This is a genomic window from Nocardia sp. SYP-A9097, from assembly GCF_009649815.1.
Classification (GTDB): Bacteria; Actinomycetota; Actinomycetes; order Mycobacteriales; family Mycobacteriaceae; genus Nocardia.
Map to the genome: position 1 here is coordinate 1 of NZ_WJIC01000016.1, position 23,866 is coordinate 23,866.

The 23,866-nt window shown below is 65.8% G+C and carries 20 protein-coding genes, 1 pseudogene and 1 riboswitch; of the genes and pseudogenes, 5 read left to right on the forward strand and 16 right to left on the reverse strand.

Going from position 1 to position 23,866, the window contains the following annotated elements:
• Positions 1–261: 261 nt before the first annotated feature.
• The 7 genes and pseudogenes from GFY24_RS27125 to GFY24_RS27155 form a co-directional block, all read right to left on the reverse strand.
• Positions 262–960: pseudogene (locus tag GFY24_RS27125) on the reverse strand (acetyl-CoA C-acyltransferase); the annotation flags it as partial.
• A 148-nt stretch (positions 961–1,108) separates the two neighbouring features.
• The gene (gene hpf / locus GFY24_RS27130) at positions 1,109–1,783 is read right to left on the reverse strand and encodes a ribosome hibernation-promoting factor, HPF/YfiA family (RefSeq protein WP_153808053.1); all 675 of its coding nucleotides are present in this window, start codon (positions 1,781–1,783) and stop codon (positions 1,109–1,111) included.
• Between the two features lie 229 nt (positions 1,784–2,012).
• The gene (locus GFY24_RS27135; protein WP_153807951.1) at positions 2,013–2,657 is read right to left on the reverse strand and encodes a ComF family protein; all 645 of its coding nucleotides are present in this window, start codon (positions 2,655–2,657) and stop codon (positions 2,013–2,015) included.
• Positions 2,658–2,672: 15 nt separating this feature from the next.
• Complete coding sequence (gene lpqB, locus GFY24_RS27140; RefSeq protein ID WP_153807952.1) at positions 2,673–4,472, reverse strand: MtrAB system accessory lipoprotein LpqB; 1,800 nt, start codon at positions 4,470–4,472, stop codon at positions 2,673–2,675.
• A 142-nt stretch (positions 4,473–4,614) separates the two neighbouring features.
• The gene (gene mtrB / locus GFY24_RS27145; protein ID WP_309231391.1) at positions 4,615–6,531 is read right to left on the reverse strand and encodes an MtrAB system histidine kinase MtrB; all 1,917 of its coding nucleotides are present in this window, start codon (positions 6,529–6,531) and stop codon (positions 4,615–4,617) included.
• Entirely contained in the window at positions 6,528–7,205 is a 678-nt protein-coding gene (gene mtrA / locus GFY24_RS27150; protein WP_067523012.1) for an MtrAB system response regulator MtrA, read from the reverse strand. Before mtrA ends, mtrB begins: the two co-directional genes overlap by 4 nt.
• Positions 7,206–7,282: 77 nt before the next feature.
• Positions 7,283–7,930 carry a dTMP kinase gene (locus tag GFY24_RS27155; protein ID WP_153807953.1) on the reverse strand — a complete coding sequence of 216 codons (648 nt, stop codon included), beginning with the start codon at positions 7,928–7,930 and terminating at the stop codon, positions 7,283–7,285.
• Between the two features lie 155 nt (positions 7,931–8,085).
• Here GFY24_RS27155 and GFY24_RS27160 point away from each other — a divergent pair, with 155 nt between their 5' ends.
• Together GFY24_RS27160 and GFY24_RS27165 are read left to right on the forward strand one after the other, a co-directional pair.
• Complete coding sequence (locus tag GFY24_RS27160; RefSeq protein ID WP_153807954.1) at positions 8,086–8,355, forward strand: hypothetical protein; 270 nt, start codon at positions 8,086–8,088, stop codon at positions 8,353–8,355.
• A gap of 1,421 nt (positions 8,356–9,776) precedes the next feature.
• Positions 9,777–10,958: a lipase family protein gene (locus GFY24_RS27165; protein ID WP_375336111.1), complete on the forward strand. Its 1,182-nt coding sequence runs from the start codon at positions 9,777–9,779 to the stop codon at positions 10,956–10,958.
• A gap of 138 nt (positions 10,959–11,096) precedes the next feature.
• On the opposite strand, the gene ahcY is transcribed toward GFY24_RS27165, so the two are convergent.
• The 4 genes from ahcY to GFY24_RS27185 all read right to left on the reverse strand — a co-directional run bounded on the left by ahcY (position 11,097) and on the right by GFY24_RS27185 (position 16,316).
• A complete protein-coding gene (ahcY, locus tag GFY24_RS27170) occupies positions 11,097–12,572 on the reverse strand; it encodes an adenosylhomocysteinase (RefSeq protein WP_153807956.1) in 1,476 nt (491 codons plus the stop codon).
• 114 nt (positions 12,573–12,686) lie between these two features.
• Positions 12,687–13,781, reverse strand: coding sequence for an alkane 1-monooxygenase (locus GFY24_RS27175; protein WP_153807957.1), 1,095 nt, complete (start codon positions 13,779–13,781; stop codon positions 12,687–12,689).
• Positions 13,782–14,006: 225 nt separating this feature from the next.
• A complete protein-coding gene (locus tag GFY24_RS27180) occupies positions 14,007–14,699 on the reverse strand; it encodes a response regulator (protein WP_309231392.1) in 693 nt (230 codons plus the stop codon).
• Between the two features lie 6 nt (positions 14,700–14,705).
• On the reverse strand, positions 14,706–16,316 hold the full coding sequence (locus GFY24_RS27185; RefSeq protein ID WP_309231393.1) for a sensor histidine kinase: 1,611 nt from the start codon (positions 16,314–16,316) through the stop codon (positions 14,706–14,708).
• Between the two features lie 174 nt (positions 16,317–16,490).
• Here GFY24_RS27185 and GFY24_RS27190 point away from each other — a divergent pair, with 174 nt between their 5' ends.
• Positions 16,491–17,852, forward strand: coding sequence for a cation:dicarboxylate symporter family transporter (locus GFY24_RS27190; RefSeq protein WP_153807959.1), 1,362 nt, complete (start codon positions 16,491–16,493; stop codon positions 17,850–17,852).
• 113 nt (positions 17,853–17,965) lie between these two features.
• Here the strand turns inward: GFY24_RS27190 and GFY24_RS27195 are convergent, their stop codons facing one another.
• The 4 genes from GFY24_RS27195 to cofD all read right to left on the reverse strand — a co-directional run bounded on the left by GFY24_RS27195 (position 17,966) and on the right by cofD (position 21,776).
• Positions 17,966–18,421 (reverse strand): 6,7-dimethyl-8-ribityllumazine synthase, encoded by a 456-nt coding sequence (locus GFY24_RS27195; RefSeq protein ID WP_153807960.1) that lies wholly within the window; start codon positions 18,419–18,421, stop codon positions 17,966–17,968.
• A 77-nt stretch (positions 18,422–18,498) separates the two neighbouring features.
• A riboswitch (FMN riboswitch) is annotated at positions 18,499–18,664 on the reverse strand.
• 87 nt (positions 18,665–18,751) lie between these two features.
• Positions 18,752–19,270, reverse strand: coding sequence for an NUDIX domain-containing protein (locus GFY24_RS27200; protein ID WP_309231394.1), 519 nt, complete (start codon positions 19,268–19,270; stop codon positions 18,752–18,754).
• Positions 19,267–20,667, reverse strand: coding sequence for a coenzyme F420-0:L-glutamate ligase (locus GFY24_RS27205; RefSeq protein WP_375336107.1), 1,401 nt, complete (start codon positions 20,665–20,667; stop codon positions 19,267–19,269). The genes GFY24_RS27200 and GFY24_RS27205 overlap by 4 nt, the downstream gene beginning before the upstream one ends.
• Before the next feature lie 149 nt (positions 20,668–20,816).
• Entirely contained in the window at positions 20,817–21,776 is a 960-nt protein-coding gene (cofD, locus tag GFY24_RS27210) for a 2-phospho-L-lactate transferase (RefSeq protein ID WP_153808057.1), read from the reverse strand.
• A 632-nt stretch (positions 21,777–22,408) separates the two neighbouring features.
• On the opposite strand from cofD, the gene GFY24_RS41260 reads away from it, so the two are divergent.
• A complete protein-coding gene (locus GFY24_RS41260) occupies positions 22,409–22,636 on the forward strand; it encodes a WhiB family transcriptional regulator (protein ID WP_033089244.1) in 228 nt (75 codons plus the stop codon).
• An 82-nt stretch (positions 22,637–22,718) separates the two neighbouring features.
• Here GFY24_RS41260 and GFY24_RS27220 read toward each other — a convergent pair whose 3' ends face one another.
• A complete protein-coding gene (locus GFY24_RS27220; RefSeq protein WP_194853038.1) occupies positions 22,719–23,198 on the reverse strand; it encodes a metallopeptidase family protein in 480 nt (159 codons plus the stop codon).
• A 225-nt stretch (positions 23,199–23,423) separates the two neighbouring features.
• On the opposite strand from GFY24_RS27220, the gene GFY24_RS27225 reads away from it, so the two are divergent.
• Positions 23,424–23,804, forward strand: coding sequence for a DUF3499 domain-containing protein (locus GFY24_RS27225; RefSeq protein ID WP_153808059.1), 381 nt, complete (start codon positions 23,424–23,426; stop codon positions 23,802–23,804).
• Positions 23,805–23,866: the final 62 nt, after the last annotated feature.

The following is a 23,866-nucleotide window of genomic DNA, read 5'->3' on the forward strand; positions in this document are numbered from 1 at the left end:
CCCCGGCGGCCACGACCGAGGCCCCGGCACCGATCAGATCCCAGAAACGACACATGACCGACTTCAACGGCAGATGACTCATCAACACTCCAGATCAGGGGTGTTGCATCCACCACTTGAATCCACCCGGCGTGTCGCGACGGTCAGTTCCCAGTGATCAATCGACCAACACGACATCGCCCGCGCTGAAAGTGGAAGCGCCCGTTGGTGTCTCCGCTACGAAGGCCCCGAGTACAAACCGTCCTCGAGGCGAGGCAATAGCTATACGCGCTCTGGAACCGCAGAGGCTCCGATGCCCCCTGCGGCGCAGATGCCCAGCAGCGCAGTCGACTTCCCCGACCGCGCGAGTTCATTCGCCATGGTGGTGACCATCCGCGCTCCGGTCGCACCGAACGGATGACCGAGGGAAACCGAGCCGCCGTGGATATTCAATGTGGCCGGGTCGATTTCGCCGACGGCAGTGTCCCGGTCGAGGCGTTGTTTGGCCCAGTCGGTGCTGGCGAGAGCCGAGACGACCGAAAGGGTTTGGGCGGCAAGGGGTTCGAAGCCGAGGGCGCGGGCCTTCTCCTCACTCATGAGCAGGACCGCCGACGCGCCATCGGTAAGAGGGCTGGCATTGCCCGCGGTGACGGTGCCGTCCTTGGCGAAAACCGGTGCGAGCGTGGACAATTTCTCGACACTGGTACTCGGCCGGACCAGGCCGTCGCGGGTGATGGTCTTGCCTTCGGGAGTGGTCACCGACAGGACCTCACCGTCGAAGCGCCCGAAGTCGATGGCAGCCCCAGCGCGATGGTGTGACCGCGCCGCGAACTCGTCCTGTGCCGCCCGCGAAATCCCATGAATGCGAGCCATTTTCTCGGCGGATTCGCCCATGACCTCACCGCTGGTGCGTTCTTCGATCTTGGGCCGCCGCAGCACCAGGTCTATGAACGGAGCCAATTGCGCTGCGGCCGCGAGGTAAGAAAGAAAACAGCCCCGCCTCCCCGCGACTTTTGCCGGTCGTAGGGAGCGCCGAAACTAACGTTCCGGGCCGCCGACACGCACGCGGCCCGGTTCGAGGTGGGTGGGGAGTTACCCTCCCCCGAAATCAGTTGGTTCCTTTTGCCACCTACGAGAGACGGATGATGCCGTAGTCGAATGCGTGGCGGCGGTAGACGACCGACGGTTGGTCGGTCTCCTTGTCCTGGAACAGGAAGAAATCGTGGCCGACGAGCTCCATTTGGTAGAGGGCGTCGTCAACCGTCATGGGGATGGCGGGATGGGTCTTGGTACGGACGACGTGACCCGGTCCGGCTTCGCCTTCGAGGTCCTCGCCCGTGTGATCATGTGCTCCGGACGACCCGTTCGGTGACATGAACAGCGATTCGTCGATCAGTCCCGCGGTCGCCTGGGACACCGAGATCGGTGTCTTGTCCCCATGATGTACGCGACGGCGGTCCTTGAGCCGGCGTAGCCGGCCCTCCAGCCGCTCCACCGCCAGTTCGAGGGCGCCGTAGAAGCTGTCCGCGCAGGCTTCGGCCCGGACGACGGGCCCCTTGCCGCGAGCGGTGATCTCTATTCGCTGGCAGTTCTTACGCTGACGACGATTGCGCTCGTGGGTGAGTTCCACGTCGAACAGATAGATGGTGGGATCGAAGCGCTCGAGCCGAGAGAGCTTGTCCGCGACGTGAATTCGGAAATGTTCGGGAACACCGCCCTCGCCGAGGGTTCGTCCCTTGACCACGATCTCCGCCTGGGTGGCCCCGGCGGCTTGGTCTTCTTCTTGGATGAAATCATCCAGCAGCACCGCAGTGTCTGCAGTCTTCGCTGAAGGTCGTGAAGATGTCGTCACGCGTACCTCCCGGATCTGGCCGCACAAATCACTCACGCGGCGGGATTGAAACGTGTGCCGATCGAAATCGCCCGGCACATCTTGTCCGAGGCGCCACCTCCAAACTCCGAGTTCGGGTGTCTGATCGCCACGCTAGTTCGCCAGCGACCTGTCCGCCAGTGTTCACGCAAATTTCGAAGAATCAAGCGTGGCACGTAACCAGCGCGGCACGAACCCGCACTCCGGCATCGTGTAGCGCACGGGTCGATTCGCACACCGTGGCCCCCGTGGTCAACACGTCATCGATGAGCACTACCTCGGCATTTGCCGGAAATCTGGCGCTCTCGGGGCAGCCGGGAGCTACGATGATCCGCCCTCGCAGATTGTGCTGGCGGTCGCTCCGATTCAGGCCCACCGAATCCCGCACACCCGGTCTCATATGCAGTACCCGGGCGAGTCGGCAATCGGGCAGCCAACTCGCCGCGACGTGCGCGGAACGCAGTACCGGGTCACCGCCGCGGCGTCGCGCGGCAACCCTGCGGGTGGGCGCCGGAACCAGTATCAGGGGCCGCGCGCCGTCGCGTAATTGATCCAGCCCCCTGGCCAGGGCCACCCCCAGTGAGTGTGCCAAGTCGGCGCGTCGCTCTTCCTTGGCGGCCAGCACCGCCCGCCGCGGCGCACCCCGGTAGGGCGCGAGCGCCCAGCACGGCACACCGGGATCCGCCCTGGGGCGCAGCCGGATCGGTGGACCGGAGAGCGCGGCGGCGCACTGCGCGCACCATGCCGTACCGCTCATCCCGCAACCGCCGCAGGCGCGCGGCAGGATCAGATCCAGCAGCTCCCCCATGGCCTCAGTGTGCGCCTAGCCGGGCAGCACCGGGACCGCATTGCCGCCGAGTCCCGGAACTTCGCGCCAGTAGTATTCGCCGCCTTCGGGATTGCGGGTCAGTTCCAGTACGGCGCGGGAGTCGGCGACGTATTCGTGGTCGAGTGAAACGCTCACCACGCGCACCGGCGGAGTCAGGTTCTGGGTGGTCTGTGGTTGAAACCCGGAGCCGTCCACCAGAACCCCCGCAACGGGGTCCACATTGCCTTCTCGCGCGACGATCACACGTTCGTCGGTCTGCCAGTCCACCGAGACCGCGTTGGTGCTCAAACCGACGGCCAGGGGCAGTGGTGAGGTGAGCGCGAATTTGCCGGCGGACCGTGGCGCGACCACCGCGACGTACACCTTGCCGTTGGCGATCAGGGCCGCCCGCGCGCCCGAGGGCGAGATGCGCAATTCGGTGATGAGCCCGCGCGGGGCATTGGAATTGGCGGCCGCGGCGGTCAATTCGGTGATGTCGACATCCTGTACCGACACATTGCCGGTGCCGCGATCGTGTACGGCGCGGATCACCCGGTCGCCGTCCACCACGGCCCATGCGGAGGTGCCGTCGGACGGCCAGGACGGGCGGGCGAAGGTGCCGCCGGTGGCGACCGGGAAGCCCTGCCCGTCATAGGTGCCGATGATGAGGGTGCGCTCCGGTTCCGGTTCGGGGCGACCGGATTTGGCGACGGCGGCGACGAGTTGCCCGTCCGGGGAGAGCGCCACCGATTGCAGGGTGTGTGTGGTGCCGAAGAAGCCGGGCGCGGCGGTGATGCCGTTCTCGGTGACCGCGACCAGGGAGCCGTCGCGGACCGCGTGCAATCCGGCGCGGTTGTGCGCGATGACATCCGGGCTCATGGTCTCCACGTCGGCGCGGTTCCAGCCGGTGGCGGCGTAACGTTCGTCGAGGGGTTTGCCGTCGGCGAGCAGGAAGTACGGTCCGAGGACCTCGGCTCCGGCGAGGGTGAGCACGACCTGGGTTGCCAAGAGCTCCTTGGCTTTCGGGTCGAGGGTGGTGGCTCCGGCGAAGTCGACCTGCACGCCGCCCGAACCGACGCCGACATTGTCGGTCTCGCCATTGGATTTGGTGACGGGCCCACGCAGGGTGACCCCGCCCGAGAGCGGATTGCGCACGGCGGGTGCGAGCGTCTCCTGGGGGCCTTCGGTGAGCATGCCCAGAAGTCGTTGCGATAGTTGGTCTTTGCGCACGGAGATCCAGCGCAGGTCCGGAACCATGGCCATTCCGGACAGATTGGAGAAGAACAGCGAGTACCGCTTGTATGACTTGGCGAACGCGGTCTGTTCGATGATGGCGCCGGGTGGTAGATCGTCCACCCGCCATTCGCCGTCGACATTCACCATTTCGATCTTGTTCTCCAGCGTGCCGTCGCCGGGCCGGTAGGCCCCGTCGGTGGCGAGTTCGCCGATCTTGCGGGCCCGGATCACGTAGGTCGCGGAGTCGGCGGTGCGGGATTCGCGCAGGGTGTCGGGCCGGTCCACGATGGTGGTGCCGGCCGCGTCGTCCCAGCGCGCGTTGGCGGCGGGCGAGAGGAATTGCCGGGCCGCCTGATGCCGATTGGTGGGGTCGGCGGTGGCCTGGAGGAAATCGCGGAGTAGCTGATCGGGTTCGCGGCCCGAAATGGGCGGTGTCAGACCGGCACTGGTGGGTTGCCGATCCAGCGTGCCGAGGGCCTGCGGGGCCGAGGAGTCCGGCAGGTTGGCGCAGGCGGTGAGGCCGATCAGACAGCCGACAACCACCAGCGCCCTTGCCAGGCGCGACTGCCCAAACCTCATGGCTCCCCCGCCTCTCCGCGCCTTTTGCCGACAGTCAGGCGCGGGGAGGCCGCCGTCGCGGACCGGCGGTAGAGCTTCCGGCCGAGTCGCGAGGTGCCTGGGGAGTTACCCACTTCGTGCGAAATCAGTGGGTTACGTTTCCTCATGGCTTTCCGTCCCCTTGGTCGGCGAGCACTGTGTCATCGGGACTGTCCGGCGGGGTATCGCCGGATGCGAGCGGTAACACGGATTGCGCGCCGTCACCGGATTCCGGTGTGGCGGGGGCGGTTTCGGGGGGTGGGCCCACCGTCAACTGTTCGTAGGGTTCGGCGGTGGCGAGTTCGTAGGGTTCGCCGGTGGCCGGGTCGATGGGGTCGGCGGCGGCGAGCTCGGATTCGGTTGGGGTGGAGTCGGAGTGGTCCTGGGTGGATTCGGCGGTGCCGATGTCCAGGGCAAGTTGTTCGGCGGTGACGCCGCCGCGGGTTTTGGGTGGTTCCAGTGGCAGCGGGCTGACGCCGAGTTTCTTGCTGCGCACCAGCGGCAGGGTGAGGCGGAAGCTGGCGCCGACGCCGATCTCACCCCAGGCCTCGAGTTTGCCCTCGTGCAGGTTGGCGTCCTCGACGCTGATGGACAGGCCCAAACCGGTTCCGCCGGAACGCCGCATGCGGGAAGGGTCCGAACGCCAGAAGCGGTTGAAGACGAGTTTCTCCTCGCCGGGCCGCAGGCCGACGCCCTGATCGCGGACCACGATGGCGACGGCATTGGCGTTGCCGTCACCGCGCATGCGCATGAGGACGGGTTTGCCCTCGCTGTGGTCGATGGCATTGGCGAGCAGGTTGCGCAGTACGCGTTCGACGCGGCGCGGATCAACCTCTGCCACAAGGGGTTCCTCGGGCATGTCGACGACAAGTTCGACGCCGGATTCGCTGGCCAGGTGCCGCACGGTGGAGACGGCGGCTCGCGCGCACATGCGCACGTCGAGCGATTCCACTTGCAGCTCGGCCACACCCGCGTCGTGGCGGCTGATTTCGAGCAGGTCGTTGAGGAGTCCCTCGAACCGATCCAGTTCGTTCACAAGGAGTTCGGCCGAGCGCGCGAGGGCGGGATCGAGGTCGTCGCTGGAGCCGTGGATAAGGTCGGCGGCCATACGGACGGTGGTCAGCGGCGTGCGTAGTTCATGGCTGACGTCGGAGGTGAAGCGCCGCTGCAGGTTTCCGAATTCCTCGAGCTGGGTGATCTGATTCGAGAGGCTTTCGGCCATCTCGTTGAACGACATGGCCAGCCTGGCCATGTCGTCTTCACCGCGCACGAGCATTCGCTCTTTGAGTCGTCCGTCGGCGAAGCGGGAGGCGATGCGCGCCGCGGATCGAATGGGCAGCACCACCTGTCGCGTCACCAGGGCTGTGATGGCGGCGAGCAACACCAGCAGCACGATGCCGCCGATGAGCATGGTGCCGCGCATGAGGTCCAGCGAGCGTTTCTCATTGGTGAGCGGGAAGACCAGATAGATCTCCAGCGTCGGTACATCGGCGGCGGGGCTGCCGATGACCAGCGCCGAGCCGCGATAGCCGTCCGGATCGGAGACCGTCGCGAACTGGTAGCTGACCTGGCGCTCCTGCACGAAATGCCGTAGCTCGGGCGGGATTTCCTGGATCGGCCCGGCACTCAGCTCGGATTGCGAGTCGCCGACCATGGCCAGCGCGGAGTCGTAACTGCCTGCCGCGCCACCGGATTGGGAGCCGCCGCCCCCGGCCAGGGCGCGGCGGGCATCCTCCAATCGAGCCAGCTGGGTACTGGAGTCGTGTACGCCGGTGAGCGTGGCCTGCACCGTGTTTCGGGCGCGGCTCATCTCCTCGACGGCCGCGTTTATCTTCGCGTCCAAGAGCCGGTCGGTGATCTGCGAGGTGAGCACGACTCCGAGAATCGTGATCACGATCAGCGACAGGGTCAGGGTGGACACGACAACGCGCAGTTGCAGCGAACCACGCCAAACGTGGCCCAGTCGCTCACCTACGGCGCGGAACCAGGCCACCACTACCGCCAGCCACCGCTGAACGCGGTTTCTGGAGTCACCGATCACGGCGGTCCGGCCTTGTAGCCCACCCCACGCACGGTCAGTACGATCTCCGGATTTTCGGGATCCTTCTCCACCTTGGCGCGCAGCCGCTGCACGTGCACATTGACCAGGCGGGTATCGGCGGCATGCCGGTAACCCCAGACCTGTTCGAGCAGTACTTCACGGGTGAACACCTGGCGGGGCTTACGAGCGAGCGCCACCAGCAGATCGAATTCCAGTGGAGTGAGCGAGATCTGCGTACCGCCGCGGGTCACCTTGTGCGCGGGCACGTCGATGACGATGTCCGCGATGGACAACAGTTCCTGTGGCTCTTCCTCGGTGCGGCGCAGGCGGGCCCGCACCCGAGCAACGAGTTCCTTCGGCTTGAAGGGCTTGACGATGTAATCGTCTGCGCCGGACTCCAACCCCAGGACGACGTCGACCGTATCGGTCTTCGCCGTCAGCATCACGATGGGCACTCCCGAATCGGCTCGCAGCACCCGGCATACATCGATACCGTTCATGCCGGGCAGCATGAGATCCAGCAACACCAGATCCGGGCGCAGCTCCCGGACCGCTGTCAGCGCCTGCGTGCCGTCACCGACGACGTGAGGGTCGAATCCCTCACCCCGCAAGACGATCGTGAGCATCTCAGCGAGAGCCATATCGTCGTCGACGACCAGAATCTTGGGCTTCATAAGACTATGTTGTCACCTCTCCGGCTCCAATCAGGCCGCCACGCCAACACTCGTGACCTGTCGGCGCACATCCAACCCTATCCAGCAAAGATTTCCGCGAGCCGCGCGGCAAGTGTTGCCGGATCGTCATCGCTCCGATGCACCCACCATGTTCCATGCCAATTGGTTTCGGCAAGGCAACGGTAGACGGTTCCGGTGCGGCGTTGCAGCCCACCATCTTTTTCGTAGGCGTCGAGCGCGCGAGTCGTGTCTTGCGCGCCGCGTTGCCGGGCGCGTTCCTCGGCGATTTCGACCGGAACATCCAGGAGAATCTGAACATCCGGGACAGGCATGGCGAAGCGCGTGAACTCCAATTCGGCTACCCAGGCCACGATTTCGCCGTCGGCATCCTGTTCCAGCCGGGCCGCGGAGTAGGCCGCATTGGAGGCCACATAGCGATCCAGCAGCACAATGTCATTGTCCGCCAGCAGTTTCGAGAGTTCATCGGCCGCGTCGGCGCGGTCCCGCGCGAACAGCAATGCCATGGCATTCACCGACCCCGCGAGATCACCGTGCCGACCCCGTAGCGCCTCGGCGGCGATATCGGCATACACCGAGACGCCGTAGCGCGGAAACGCCAGCGTCGCCACCCGCAGCCCGCGGGCGCGCAGATCGGTGACGACGGCATCGGTCAGCGTGCGTTTACCCGCACCGTCGAGCCCTTCTACCGGAATCAGCGCACCCATGGTCGCGAGCGTACAGAATGCCGATAAGCGCAGGCTCAGCCGGTGCGCATCTCCCGGCCACGACCTACATCGGCCCGCAAGCGAGCGGAACTGAAACAGGCGCGATTCATTTCTTGTAGGGTCCGATGCACTATCACCGACAAGGAGCACACCTGATGAAAAACCCCCTCGCACACAATCTTCCGCGCGCAGCCGTCGGCGCCTTCGCCATAGCCGCCGCCATCGCCGCGGCCGGCACCGCCACCGCCGCCCCGGTCACTGTGGAACCCGCCACCCCAGTAGCGTCACCGGCCGATTCCGGCTCCGGCGGATCCGGTTCCAGCAATATCGGCGGCACCGGATCAAGCGCAAGCGAACTGATCAATGCCGGCCTGTGCACCCTCAAGGGCGGCAAATGGATTCCCCTCATCGACATCTGCCTCTGATCCCGGGACTGCCCCGCCGATCCTTTCGATTCGACGGGGCAGTGTCATCAACAAATCGGCGGTACCCGGGTCCTTCTCCAAGAAGTCGGACATAGCCTCGCCGGCACCCACAGAGACCACCATGCCAGGCCATCTGTGCTGCCATTCGCCCAAGAACCCGACGAGAGCAGGCCCGGCTGAGCGCCAGTCGATCGAGCGGTATCCAACCCAGTAGTCAACTTGCACTCGCAACCGATTCAGTTCCCCAGCTCGTATCAATGAGATCATTGCGCGGTCGAATATCTCCGGCAACTCGCGGTGGAAGGAATCGCCGCCGAGCCTCACAATCGAGTCGGGTGGACTCCATCCACTCGAGGGTAAATGGCTTGGTTGCCGCCAATCCCCTTGCTGGCAATCAGCCAGCACATCCAAAGTTCCTCCGAAGTAGCCTCCAGGCCCCGTCCATTGCTTCACCCATCGCACAGTTGAATCCTTGTTCCGCCTTAATACAATGCCACGTAGCTCATGCCGCCTGAGGGTCGGATTCTGTTGCAATGCATGATGATTCGGATGTATTGGTGGTTGCCGGCGAGCGTTCGAGCAGGCGGAGTTCGATGGTGACCGGGTCGGGGTGGCCGGTGCCGGCGGTCTCGGTGCGTTTTGACGCGGTAGTTGTTGTGGCGGGCGCGTTTCACCCGCGCGGAGGCAGTCGCGGTGGCGGCGGGCGGGGTTGAGTCTACTGGTCGGGCAGCCGCGAACGCAGGATCTTCCCCGACCCGCGGAGGTGCGTTTCAGGTGGTCATTGATGGTTTCCTCTTCCCATCCCTCGTTGTAGACGGCGGCGAGTTCGTCGGCGCGGGCCTCCGGGTCGATAATCGTGGTCAGCATCGCCAGATGCGCAGTCACGTGCGCGGGTAGCTTCCCACCCGACCGCCGAGTCCCAACCCCGCACGTGACGATCGCGCGGTCCACGGCGTCGCGGTGTACCGCGCTCACCAACACACCCGACGACACCTGATCCGCCCCCGCCCCAGCCTCGGTCATGACCAGCCACAATGTCCCCACCAGCACCGAAATATCAAGCCACGGAAGCAAACCGGACAGACTCACCACTTACGCTACGTGACATTGGGACTGTGGAGCTATCCGACGGAGCCACTCCGGTCGCGGCCGTGAACTTGGGGAGCCGAGTCTCGACCCGTGCGCCGGCTGATCCGAACGTACACGTACAGAACAGCGCCCATTTGAATCCACCGACCTGGGGTGCCATTGCGGCAAATAACCGGCAAACGTGTTTTCGTGTGCTGCGGAGGAGTTCACCGATATAGTCGCACTTGAATTCGGACTGGCTTGCCAAACGCTGTGAACTAATCATGGAGGTCGAGCTTGTGACTGGTCGGTTTCTTCTTTTCCTCGGCAACAGGTCGGCGAAAATTGTGAGTGTGCTCGGTGGTGCGCTCCTCGCGCTGATGCTGGCAACGACAGCTGGAGCGGAACCGATATATCCGGTACCCGATCCGGACCCGTTCTACGCCGCCCCAGGTGATATGGAGGCACACCAGCCCGGTGACGTGCTCAGCGTGCGAGCACTGCCACCAGTGGCCGTATTTCCCGGCGCCACCATCACCCTGGTTAAATTCCGATCCACCAACTCCGACGACGCGCCGATCGCGGCGACCACCACGATCATCACCCCGCCAGGTCACCAGCCCGACGCCCCGATACTGTCGTATCAGCACTTCATCAATTCGCTCGGCACCGGCTGTGCGGTATCGCACCTGTTGTACGCCAACGATCCGAATCTCTTGATGACGGCGTCGATTCTCAATGCGGCGCTGGCACAGGGCTGGAGTGTCGCACTGCCGGATCATCTCGGCCCGAACTTCGCATTCGGGGCGGCGCGTCTAGGTGGCCGGATCGTCCTGGACGGCGTCCGAGCGGCGAAACGGCTGCCCGAACTCGCCGCCGGGCACAGCCCGGTGGTGTTGGCCGGCTACTCCGGTGGCGGCATGGCCACCGGGTGGGCTGCTGCGCTGCAGCCGTCGTACGCACCGGAACTGAAACTCGAGGGCGCGGCGATCGGCGGTGCCCCGATGAACATGGTGACGATGGCGCAGGTGTTGGGCTTCGACCCACACCCGGTCTTCGGGCTGGCCATGGCGGTGGCAATCGGCCTGGAGCGCGAATACCCGCACCGGCTGCCGATCAGCTCGTACCTCAACGAGCGTGGCTTGGCTGTCCGCAATTCCATGGCCAATGGCTGCACCAACCAGATCATCGTCACCGGCGCCGGTGGCAGCGCCGCGGAGTACGCGACCGACACCGCGGGCTTCGACGTCGGTGCGGGCCAGTCGGTGCTGGAGGAGAACAGCTTGGAACTCTATAACGGAGTGCCGGAAATACCGGTGTTCGAATGGCACTCACCATACGACCCGCTCATTCCTATCCCCGCGATCGACAACACCGACCGCCGCTGGTGCGCGGCCGGGGTTCGAGTGCAGACACTGCAGGTGCCCGCGCCCGAGCATTTGTCGAGCGCGGTGCTTGGCGCCCCCGAAGCACTGATGTGGCTCAACGACCGGGTTCATGGCGAGCCCGCGCCCAGCACCTGTGGCACCATCTGAATAGAGATCGAGTCCAGCCTGCGCGGCCCGGCAAGATCCTATCGTCGAAGACCGATGGAGCACAGGATCAACTGAGACAGGGTCGGGCCGGTCGCATTGGCGACCGGCCCGATTATGTTGTGCTACTCGAGGTTTGGATCAGTAGCGGTAGTGCTCGGGCTTGTACGGGCCCTCGACGTCTACGCCGATGTATTCGGCCTGATCCTTGGTGAGCTTGGTGAGGGTGCCACCCAGGGCCTCGACGTGGATCTTGGCGACCTTCTCGTCCAGGTGCTTGGGGAGGCGGTAGACCTCGTTGTCGTACTCCTCCGGCTTGGTCCACAGCTCGAGCTGTGCGATGACCTGGTTGGAGAAGCTGTTGGACATGACGAACGAGGGGTGGCCGGTGGCGTTGCCCAGGTTGAGCAGGCGGCCCTCGGAGAGCACGATGATGCTGCGACCGGTCTCGGGGAACGTCCACAGGTCGACCTGCGGCTTGATGTTCAGGCGGTGGGCGCCCGAACGCTCCAGCGCGGCCATATCGATCTCATTGTCGAAGTGGCCGATATTGCCGAGGATGGCCTGGCCCTTCATCGCCTTCATGTGCTCGAGGGTGATGATGTCCTTGTTGCCGGTGGAGGTGACCACGATGTCGGCCTCGCCGATGGCCTGCTCGACTGTCACGACGTCGAAGCCGTCCATGAGCGCCTGCAGTGCGTTGATCGGGTCGATCTCGGTGACCTGGATGCGCGCGCCCTGGCCCTTGAGCGATTCGGCGCAGCCCTTGCCAACATCGCCGTAACCGCAGATCAGCACCTTCTTGCCACCGATGAGCACATCGGTGCCGCGGTTGATGCCGTCGACCAGCGAGTGCCGGGTGCCGTACTTGTTGTCGAACTTCGACTTGGTGACCGAGTCGTTGACATTGATGGCCGGGAAGGTCAGCTCACCCGCGGCGGCGAACTGGTACAGCCGCAGCACGCCGGTGGTGGTCTCCTCGGTGACACCCTTGACCGATGCCGCGATGGCGCTCCACTTGCCGGCGTCGGCAACCAGGCTGGCGCGCAACAGGTTCAGGAACACCTTGTACTCGGCCGAGTGGGTCTCGTCCTCGAGCGGCACGACGCCGGCCTTCTCGAACTGGGCGCCGCGCAGCACCAGCATGGTGGCGTCACCGCCATCGTCGAGGATCATGTTCGCGGGCTCGCCGGGCCAGGTGAGCATCTGCTCGGCGGCCCACCAGTACTCCTCGAGGGACTCGCCCTTCCACGCGAAGACCGGGATGCCCTTGGGCTCTTCCTCGGTGCCGTGCGGGCCGACGACAATGGCCGCGGCGGCGTGGTCCTGGGTGGAGAAGATATTGCAGGAGGCCCACCGAACCTCAGCACCGAGGTCAACCAGGGTCTCGATCAGGACGGCGGTCTGCACGGTCATGTGCAGCGAACCGGAGATGCGCGCACCACGCAGCGGCGCCGCGTCGGCGTACTCACGACGCAGTGCCATCAGGCCCGGCATCTCATGCTCGGCGAGCCGAATCTCCTTGCGGCCGAACTCGGCCAGCGACAGGTCCGCCACCTTGTAGTCGATCCCGTTGCGGACGTCGGCGGTCATCATGCTGCTCACTGCGGTCGTCATCTGCCTCTCCTGGTCGGCCTGCTTCCCCGGGTAAGGCTAGTCGGTGCCGCGCGCAGGCGACACCACGATGGCAGCCTCGCACCCCCGGCGGTACGAGCCCGGGGGGTTGCCGAGTCAGGCGGCGGCCGCCATCCCGTCTCCGTGCTGCGCGAGGATCCGGTCGCGTTTGCGTGGCTGGATATTGGCGCGGCTGATATCGCCGTCGTAGTGGGCCAGCACCCGCCGATCCATCACACGGCGCCAGAGCGGCGGGCACAGCGCCAGCAGAATCATGGTGGCGTAACCGGCCGGGAGCTGCGGTGATTCCTGGTTCGAGCGCAGTGTTTGGTACCGGCGTCCAGGATTCGCATGGTGGTCGCTGTGCCGCTGCAGGTGGAACAGGAAAATATTGGTGACCAGCCGGTCACTGTTCCAGCTGTCGCTCGGCGAACACCGTGCCCAATTGCCATTGGCCCGGCGGCCCCGCAGCAGCCCGTAATGCTCCACATAGTTGACCGTTTCCAGCAGCGCGGCGCCGATCACGGCCTGCAGCAGCAGATACGGCATGATCTTCCAGCCGAAGCCGGCGACCAGCGCGCCGAAGAGCACGACCGTCATGACCCAGGCCTGCAGCACATGATTGTGAATGCTCCACCAGCGCAGCCCCTTTCGCCGCAGCCGAGCGCCCTCCAGCGAGATAGCCGACTGGAAGCCACCGATCACACTGCGCGGCAGGAATTCCCACAGCGTCTCGCCCATGCGGGCACTGGCCGGGTCCTCCGGAGTGGCGACGCGGGCATGGTGGCCGCGATTGTGCTCCACGAAGAAATGACCGTAGGCCGACTGCGCGAGGGCCAATTTCGACAGCCACCGCTCCGCCTTCTCGACTCGATGCCCGAGCTCGTGCGCGGCATTGATACCGATGCCGCTGACGAACCCGAGGGTGGACGCGAGACCCAGCTTGTCGATGACCGACAGGTCGTCACCGGCCCACATGACGGCCGCGATACACAGGCCGATCAGCTGAACTGGAAGAAACATGTAGGTACACCACCGGTAGTACCGGTCGTTGGAGAGTTGTTCGTAATCCTCGTCCTTGGGATTGGAACCGTCTTCGCCGACGCCCCAGTCCAGGAGCGGGATGACGACGAGAACGATGATCGGCCCAATCCACCAAAGCATCTCCAAGCGGGTCCAATAGACCAGCTGTGACGGCAAAAACGCGCTCATCGGGGCTACCAGCCCAAGCACCCACAAGTAACGTTTGGGATCCGGTGAACCCGACCGTTTGCCGACCAATTGCACGTTTGCCCCGCTAACTAGGAAGCTCAGAACTTCGCAGGTAGATATATACACACTAAGTCCCTGTTACAGCATGGCCTGGGACCCACCGGGCATCTAACCATGTGATGGCGATCACCGCACAATTCGGGCAAACCGATAGCGACCCGGGACTCAGTGCAACCGCAGATAACGCACCTGCGGTCGTCCGGTGCGGCCATAGTCGGTTCGCCGCGCGACTATACCGTCTTCGGCCAGACGCTCCAGGTATCGCCACGCGGTGACCCGCGAAACGCCGACGACGCGCCCAGCCTCCCCCGCCGAAATCCCCTCCGGCGCCGCGCGCACCGCCCGGGCGATCTCCTCCATGGTCCGTGGCGCAATACCTTTCGGCAAGGTCGCCCGCTGATCGGGAGTACGCAGCACACCGAAGGCGCGGTCGATCTCCTGCTGTGAGATCGCCGCCTCGCCCGCCGGCAGCGCCGCCCGATACTCGACATACCGCTCGAGCTTTTCCCGGAAGGCCGCGAAGGTGAACGGCTTGAGCAGGTACAGCACCACACCGTGTGCCACGGACGCGCGCACCATGGCCAGATCGCGCGCGGAAGTGACGGCAATCAGATCCGGGCGGGGCCGCAGACCGGCCAGCGCCGCCGCCACGGCGAGACCGCTCATATCCGGTAAACCGATATCCATCAGCACCAGATCGACCGGCTCGCTGCCTTGCTGCGACTTGGCCGCGGCGGCCAGCGCCTCCCGCCCGGTGTGCGCGACGGCGGCCACCTCGAAACCGGGCACTCGGCCGACATAGGAGCGGTGCGCCTCGGCAATGGCCGGTTCGTCTTCCACGATCAGCACTCTGATCACCGGCGCCTACTCCCCACTCGCATCCACGGCCCGCCGCCCGGCCGGGCGCGGAAAGCGCACGATAACAGCCGCTTCCGGCTCCCGCTGCGCCCGCAATTCGCCGCCGTGCCGGTCGACGAGCCGCCGTACCAGCGCCAATCCCAGACCGTGATGGTCGGTCTTGGTGGAGTAGCCGCGCTCGGTCGCCCGGCTGAACAGCTCCTCGGACATGCCCGGCCCACTGTCTGCGACCCGGACGTAGAGCTCGCTGTCGTCACGCCGCACGGTGACCTCCACCCAGGCGTCCTCGTCGCGTCCGACCGCATCGAGGGCGTTGTCGACGAGATTGCCGAGCAGGGTGACCATTTCGTGCGCGGTGAGCGGTTCGGTGGAGTCCAGCAGCGTGTCACCGGTGACGGTGAGCTCCACCCCGAACTCGGCCGCCTGCTCCACCTTGCCCAGCAGCAGCGCGACCACCGCCGGTTCGGCGACCGCACCGGTCAGCCGGTCGATGAGCGCCTGCGAGAGTTCCAGCTCCGCGGTGGCGAATACGACCGCCTCCCGGGCGCGGCCCAGCTCCACCATGGCGACCACGGCGTGCAGCCGATTCGCGGCCTCGTGCGCCTGCGCCCGCAGTGCCTCGGCGAAACCGCGCACCGAATTCAATTCGCCGAGTACATCCCGCAATTCGGTGTGATCGCGGAGGGTGACCACGGTGCCCATCCGGCGACCGCCGTGTTCGACCAGATCCTGATTCACCACCAGCACCCGCTCCGGCGTCACATGCATCTCGTCCCGCACCATCCCGGAACCCAAGTGTTGCAATGAGATCGGCAGATCGGCCCGGCGGACCGGACCGTCCGGTAATCGCAGTAGCCGCCGCGCCTCGTCATTGACCACCTCGGCGCGCTCCCCCGATTTGTCGAACACCAGCAGGCCCTCGTGTACGGAGTGCAGCACGGCATCGTGATGGTCGTAGAGGGCGCGCATTTCGGCCGGCGCCAGTCCGAGAGTCTGCCGCAAGAGCCTGCGGCGCAACAACAATGCGCCCGCTGTCGCCAGCACCAGACCGGCGGCGGCCACCGCGAGAATCACCGGCAGCTGTGCGCGCACCTGCTCACCGATATGGGTGCGGGTGACACCCGCCGACACCAGGGCGACGATGCGCCCGTCGGTATCGCGCACCGGGGTCACCGAGCGAATGGACTCGCCCAACGTCCCCGCGTACGTCTCGGTGAAGGTCTCCCCCGCCAGCGCACGATCGATGGTGCCACTGAACGGCTGACCGATACGGGCCGGATCGGTATGCGTGTAGCGGGTGCGGTCGGGAGCCATGACCACGATGAAATCCATGCCGGTGCTCTGACGGATGCTCTCGGTGACCGGTTGCAGCAGGGCCGTCGGATCGGGGCTGTGTACGGCGGCGACCATCGAGGGCGAGCGAGCGAGCGTCACCGCGATATCGGTGACCTGCGTGCGGGTGGCGTCGTCTGCCGCGCGGCGGGTCTGCAGCACGACCAGCGCGGTGCCGACACAGATGACCACCAGCAGCACCACCAATTGCACCGCGAACACCTGCCCGGCGACCGAGCGCCGACGCCGGGCCGATACTCCGCGTTTCCCAAGTCGACCGATCACTCTGCCTCCGCGCCGATCGCCGCGCCAAGGAGCACGGCGTGAACAAAACTTACGCAACAGTGACCAGGGTCACTGCCTGGCGTCATCATTCTTCCGGTAACCGCGTGTGCGGGCGCACACCGGCCGACCGTCTTCATCGGAGATGCGGTCGCGGAGACAAGGGACACGACAGCAATGAGTTCGACGATATCGAACGATCCCGCGGCCACACCCCGCCGCGATCGCACGCACTGGTTGTATCTGGCCGTCATCGTGGCGGTACTGGCCGGCATCCTGACCGGTTGGCTGGCACCGGGTTTCGGCAAATCGGTCGGCGAACTCGGCACCCTGTTCGTCAATCTGATCAAGATGATGATCTCGCCGGTCATCTTCTGCACCATCGTGCTCGGTATCGGCTCGGTGCGGGCGGCGGCCAAGGTCGGCAAGGTCGGCGGAATGGCGCTGGGCTACTTCCTGATCATGTCGACGGTGGCCCTCGCGATCGGCCTGGTGGTCGGCAATCTGCTGCATCCGGGCAGCGGGCTCGATATCGCCGGGCACGCCAAGGAGACCGCCAAATACGTGAAGGACGCGCAGGGTGCGGGCGGCACCTGGGATTTCCTGAAGGACATCGTGCCCACCACGCTGGTCTCGTCACTCACCACCGGCAAGGTGTTGCAGACGCTGTTCGTGGCGCTGCTGGTCGGCTTCGGCATCCAGGCCATGGGCAGCACCGGTGAACCGCTGCTGCGCGGTATCGCACTCGTACAGAAACTGGTGTTCCGGATTCTCACCATGATTCTGTGGCTGGCACCCATCGGCGCGTTCGGCGCGATCGCGAATGTGGTGGCGCGCACCGGATTGGACGCGGTCAAGGAACTGGCGCTGCTGATGGTGGCGTTCTATCTGACCTGCGCCGTCTTCGTCTTCGGGATCCTGGGCACGCTGCTGCGCGCGGTGGCCGGGGTGTCGATCTTCAAGCTGGTGCGGTACCTGGCCCGCGAATACCTGTTGATCGTGGCCACCTCCTCCTCGGAGTCGGCGCTGCCGCGGTTGATCGCCAAGATGGAGCATCTGGGTGTGGAGCGCTCCACCGTGGGTGTTGTTGTGCCGACCGGGTATTCGTTCAATCTGGACGGCACCGCCATCTACCTGACCATGGCGACGCTGTTCGTCGCCGATGCCATGCACAAACCGCTGTCCTGGACCGAACAGCTCGGACTGCTGGTGTTCATGATCGTGGCGTCCAAGGGCGCGGCCGGTGTCACCGGTGCGGGCCTGGCGACGCTGGCCGGTGGATTGCAGAGCCATCGCCCGGAGCTGCTGGACGGTGTCGGCCTGATCGTCGGCATCGACCGGTTCATGTCGGAAGCCCGTGCGGTGACCAACTTCTCGGGTAACGCGGTCGCCACCGTGCTCGTCGGCACCTGGACCGGAACCATCGAACCCGCCCGCGTGCGAGCGGTTTTGGATCGGCAGCTGCCATTCGACGAGACCACCATGGTCGACGACCATCCGGGCACCGTGCCCCTGGAAAAGACCTCGGTTCCGGCGTAGCTGCCCGCGATCAACGCCGGAACCGGAATCGCTGCGGCGCAATGCCGTTCCGCCGCAGCACAGCAGTCCCGCACCCTGGTCTCCGCGACTACAGGGTGCGGGACCGCGCCGTCTCAGTGAGCCGCAACGGCGTCCAGCGCGAGCGTGGCCGCAATGGCATTCGCCAGCTCCCCGCCCTTCACGGTGAAGTGCCGCGAGTAGTAGGTCAGATGCTCTTCATGCTCATGGAAATGGTGCGGGGTGAGCACCGCCGAGAACACCGGTACATCGGTATCGAGCTGCACGCGCATGAGCGCCTGCACCACCGTCGAGGCGACGAAATCGTGCCGGTAGATGCCACCGTCCACGACCAGCGCGCACGCGGCGACCGCGGCATAACGCCCGCTCTTGGCCAAACGCTGTGCCTGCAAAGGGATTTCGAACGCGCCGGGCACCTCGATGACATCGATCTCGGTGTACCCGCGCTCGGCCAGACCCGCGCGAGCGGCCCGCACGGCATTGTCCACGATCTCCGAATGCCAGCGCGCGGCAATAATGGCGACCCGAGTGGACTCTGTGATGGGTGACATGACTCTCCTGTTCGCGTTGTCACCCAGGGCATGACGACGCGAACACCACCGGCCGCGGCGCGGACCGGTGCGAACCGTCGCGTTCTCTTTCCTCCGGACTGTGACCGTCGGCTCCGGGCTCACACCGGAATCTGCTGTCCCGCACCATCCGTGGATGGTGCGGCGCTCGCGGGCTCATGCGCACCGGATAGGCCGGACGCCATGACCGCCGGTGGGGATTTCCACCCCGCCCTGAGAACGTCTTACCGGCGTACCGTAACACGACCCCGGAGTGCGGGCATATGCCCAGGTGACACGCTTATGATCGATCCCAGATCGGGACCGCCCGCCTCAGTGCAGCAGGACGTCCGCGTCGGCGGGCAGGGCGTTCACCGGCCACCAGCGCAGGTCGGTGGATTCCGAACTGCGCACGGGGACAGCGCCTTCCGGGGCTTTGATCTTGAAGAGCAGGTCGAGGTGCCGGGTGGGCACGCCCAGTGAGCATTTGATCGGGTGCGCCTGCGCGCCGTACAGACCGGGCTCCAGGGTCAGCCCCTGGATTCCCGATTCCTCGGTGGCCTCGCGGAACGCCGCGGCGGCCACCGTATCGTCGGACTCCTCGCAGTGGCCGCCGAGCTGAATCCAGCGGCCCACCCGCGGATGCAGGGTCAGCAGCACCTCGGACTCGTCATGCGAGAGCACGATCGCCGACGCGGTGATATGCCCGGCCGCATGCTCCCGCAGGCACCCGCGCGGCGCGGACCCCAGAAACGCCAGCATGGCCTCCCGCAGCGACTGCTCCGGACCCGTTGCCGGAGACCAGGTTTCGAGCAACTCCACCGCCGACTTGTGCAACGACTCCGCGCTCACAACTCCACCAAACCGATGCCCGGCTCGCGGGGGTCGCGGGGTACGAGTTCTTCCAGGGGGTAGCCGATTGCTATGGCCCCCAAGGGGTTCCAGTCGGGGGCCAGGCCCAGGACTTCGCGGGTGATCTCCGGGGTGAAGATGGTGGAGCCGATCCAGCAGCTGCCGACGCCCTTGGTGGCGAGGGAGACGAGCAGGCCCTGCACGGCCGCGCCGGCCGCCACGGTGAACATGGTGGATTCGTTGGCGCGGCGGCGTTCGTCCGGGTAGGCGTGGGCGCCGTCGGGGACGCAGAACGGGATGATTACCTCGGGGGCGTCGAAGAGGATGCGGCCGCGCGAGACTCGGCGTTCGGCGCGTTCGTTCGAGAGGCCGTCAGCGGCGAGATCGTCGTACCACTTCTCCGCCATGGCCTCGAGGAGTTGATCGCGCAGGCCGCGTTTGCGGATCCAGACGAAACGCACCGGGCGGGTGTGATGCGGGGCGGGCGCGGTGAGCGCCTCACCCACGGCGGCCCGAATCAGCTCGGGTTCCACCGGGGTGTCGGCGAATTGGCGGACCGAGCGGCGCAGCAGCAGAGCCTGACCGCGGCCGCGGTCGATGGCCTCCTCGGTGCCGAGCCAGAACAGGTCCTCGTCACCGCGGCGCAGCAGATCGACCGCGCTGGAGCCGTCGTCGGTGTATTCGAGTCCGCGCACCACCGCGACCGGGACCGCGCCGAGTTTGCCCTTCACCAGGTCGGCCGCGGCGGCCAGTTCATCGGCGATGGCGACGAGGGTGACGTGCAGTTCATTGCCCTGCCCGTCGATCGCGCCGTCGTAGTCGTGCATGACCCGCAGCCCGGAGGCGCCGATGGCGGCGTCGATCTGGCCATTGCGCCAGGCCCGGCCCATGGTGTCGGTGATGACGACCGCCACCCGCACACCGAGCCGTTCGGCGAGCGCGGTGCGCAGGGCCTTGGCGCTGGCGTCCGGGTCGACCGGCAGCAGCACCAATTCGCCCTGCTCCACATTGGAGCCGTCCACGCCGGAGGCGGCCTGCACGATGCCGAGTTTGTTCTCGGTGATGAGGGTGCGGTTCTTGCGCGCGAGTACGCGCACCGCCTCCTGCAGCACCAGTTCACGGCGCGTGGCATCGCGTTCGTCCGGGTCGGCGGGGGCGGTCACAATGCGCCCCTCGACCTTGGAGACGATTTTGCTGGTCACCACCAGTACATCGCCGTCCTGCAGCCAAGGCGCTTGTGCCGCAATATGTTCGGCGATGTCGTCGCCCGGCCGGAATTCGGGCAGCCCCGCGATCGGCAGGATGCGCAGCTCCCCGCCGGAAGCATGATCGCCGGGCGCGGCGGCAGCGTGATCGCCGGGCGCGGCGCTGCCGGGCGAATTCGATTCTGTTGTCACGATTCCACTCCCGCGAGGTCGATGGTCCACGGCGCACGGCGCGTTTCGCACCGGCGCGCGGCATCCGGCGTCTTCCGTTCCGAGCTCATGGTTTCACGCCCGCCGGACGGCTGCCCGGGGCAGGTCGCACCGCATTCCCGTTGTCGCACTCATGGTTTCACGCCCGCGATATCGAGGGCCTGACGGACCATCTCGGCGGTGGCGGCGGGATCGCTCATGAGCAGTGGCACGCTGCGCACCTCGACGCCGGGGACCTCGGCGGTATCGGTGCTGTGAATGAGCCAGCCGTCGAGGATGCCGGTGCCGGTCCGTGCGCCGTAATGGTTGCCGACGGCTTCGGCGCTGGTCTCGACGCCGATCACGGACAGGCATTCATCGGCCATGCCGCGCAAGGGTTTTCCGTCGATCACCGGGGAGAGGCCGATGACCTTGGCATCGGTGGTGCGCAACGCACCCCGAATACCGGGTACTGCCAGGATGGATCCGACGCTCACCACGGGGTTCGAGGGGGCCAGCAAAATAGCGTCAGCGGACGCTATGATTTCCGTCACACCGGGAGCCGGTTTTGCTTGATCCGCCCCAATAGTCACGAATCCATGGGTCTCTACGTTTGCCCGGTACCGGACCCACCACTCCTGGAAATGGATCGCGCGACGTTCGCCAGGGTTCTCCGGGTCCCCGATAACAACGTGCGTTTCGGACCGATCGTCGGTTGCGGGCAATAGCCTCACACCGGGTTCCCAGCGTTTACACAGGGCCTCGGTCACGGCCGAGAGCGGGTACCCCTGACGCAGCATTTCGGTGCGAATGAGATGGGTGGCGATATCGCGATCACCCAGTCCGAACCAGTCGGGCTGAGCGTTGTATTTCGCGAGCTCCTCCTTGGCATTCCACGTCTCGTTCGCATGCCCCCAGCCGCGTTCGGGATCGATGCCCCCACCCAGGGTGTACATGCAGGTGTCCAGGTCAGGGCAGATACGCAGCCCATGCATCCAGATGTCGTCGCCGACATTCACAATGGCGGTTATCTCGGCCCCGGGGACCAGTGCGCGCACGCCCTGCAGGAAGCGCGCGCCGCCTACTCCGCCGACCAATACCGCGATCCGCAGACCGGTGCCGGGTGCGGTATCCGCTTGTTCTCGAGTCACATCCGCACAGCCTAGGCGGTTGGGGCCGGAGAATGCCCCGAGGGATATTTGCTGTGAATTTGCTGTCTGATCTGCGGGAACCTTGCCGACGGGGGTCCGAGATGGTAACGGAATAGCTTCGGCGGCTTGACCATCGCCACGCCCGGCGTGTCTAATCACAGGCATGTCATTCCGGGTCCGCGCGAGAGCTCAAGGCGCGGACGGCATTTCGAACAGGCGTTCGTACTATCGGAGTGGCGAACAGCTCGGGGATGGCCGCGGGACTACGTCGCGGTGTTGGGCCGTCGGTGGGATCGGTTCCGACGGATTAATCATTCTGCGCTAACACACAGTGAGGAGGCGGAGCGATGGCCGATGAGCTGGCCCCGTCGAATATTCCAGGCGGTGTATCGCAAACCGATTCCACAGCTGGCGCAGCACCTGACTTCTGCGCCGATGCTTGGAACGGAATCGAGGGGGGTGAACCGATGACGATACGGCCGGGGGGCGGTCAATGGGCTCGTGCGCAGTACCAGCCCGAACCACCGCGCCTGAGCCTGATCGTCACGGGCAATGATGAAGCGTTCGACAGCTTTTCACGCGGCGGTCGCCAGATGACCGAAGCGGAACAATGGCAGGAAAGGGCGCTCTGCGCCCAGACCGACCCGGAGGCGTTCTTCCCGGAGAAGGGCGGCTCCACCCGCGAGGCCAAGCGCATCTGCTTGGGCTGTGAGGTTCGCGACGAGTGCTTGGAGTACGCGCTCGCCAATGATGAGCGGTTCGGCATCTGGGGCGGGCTCTCCGAGCGCGAACGCCGTCGCCTCAAGCGCGGGATCATTTGAGAGAGGCGTGCTGCGCTGCCGGCGCAGCAGCCTGAAACACGTTGAGCGGTAGCTGTTTTCAGTACCGCCGCACGCCTCGGAGCTACTCGCCCGGTTCGGGATCTATCACGTCCGGTTCGACTCCGAGATAGGTGGCGATCTGCTGGACGAGTACCTCGCGCAGCAGGTCCACCAGATCGTCCGGGTCGCCCGCGCGTAGCTCCAAAGGCTTGCGGAACAGGACAACTCGGGCGCGGGTCGCCTGGCCGTAACGGTCCACCCCTGCCGGGATCAGGCGCGACAGGGGTACCGGGCCGTCGGCTACGACCTCATCCGGCCACGTCACCGAATCAGGGTGCAGCGGACGGATTTTCGGCACATCGTCGACCGCGATATCCAATTTGGTGAGCTGGTCGTGCCAGCGACTCTCCAGGGGTGCGAACGCCTCCAACACCAGGCGGTCGAACTGCTGTCCGCGGGTACGCCGGGCAGGAACGGTCGGCGGCAACATGGGACCGCGCACACCCCGCCCGCGGCGGATGACGGACCGCGCCGTTGGCGGCCTCTTTCGTGAACGGGTCATGACTCGAATCTAACCGCAAACGACCGCCGAGTTGGATTCGCCTCGGCGTCGCTCGCGCAACGCCCCGGCGAGCCGGTGCGGCCCGGGCGCGGCGGCGCGCGAACCCCGGAGCGGCGCACCGGGAATCCCGGACCGACCGGTTCTTACTCGAGTGAGGCCGACCTCATTGAGCGTGTCTATCCCCCTCGGCGCGCCCGGAGGGTTACCCTGCATGGCGTGATTCCCATGCGTCGTTGCTGCCGTCCAGGCTGCAAGAATCCGGCCGTTGCGACGCTGACCTATGTGTATTCGGACTCGATGGCAGTGGTCGGACCACTGGTCACCGTCGCCGAACCGCACTCCTGGGACCTCTGCGAGACACATGCCTCCCGGATCACCGCGCCCAAGGGCTGGGAACTGGTCAAGCATGAGGGCGGGTTCTCCTCCAGTACCCCGGACGACGACGACCTAACCGCTTTGGCCGAGGCCGTTCGCGAAGCCGGATTACGCCGCCGCACACCGGAACCCGACCCGCGTGGTTACACCGACTATCCGCCCGCCACCCAGCGCCCCAATCGCACCGGTAGACGCGGGCACCTACGGGTACTCCCGGATCCCCCCAATTGAGTTGCGGCCGATAGAGCGCCGGATGTCACAAACGGAACGACTGATTTCGCGCGGTCGGGGTA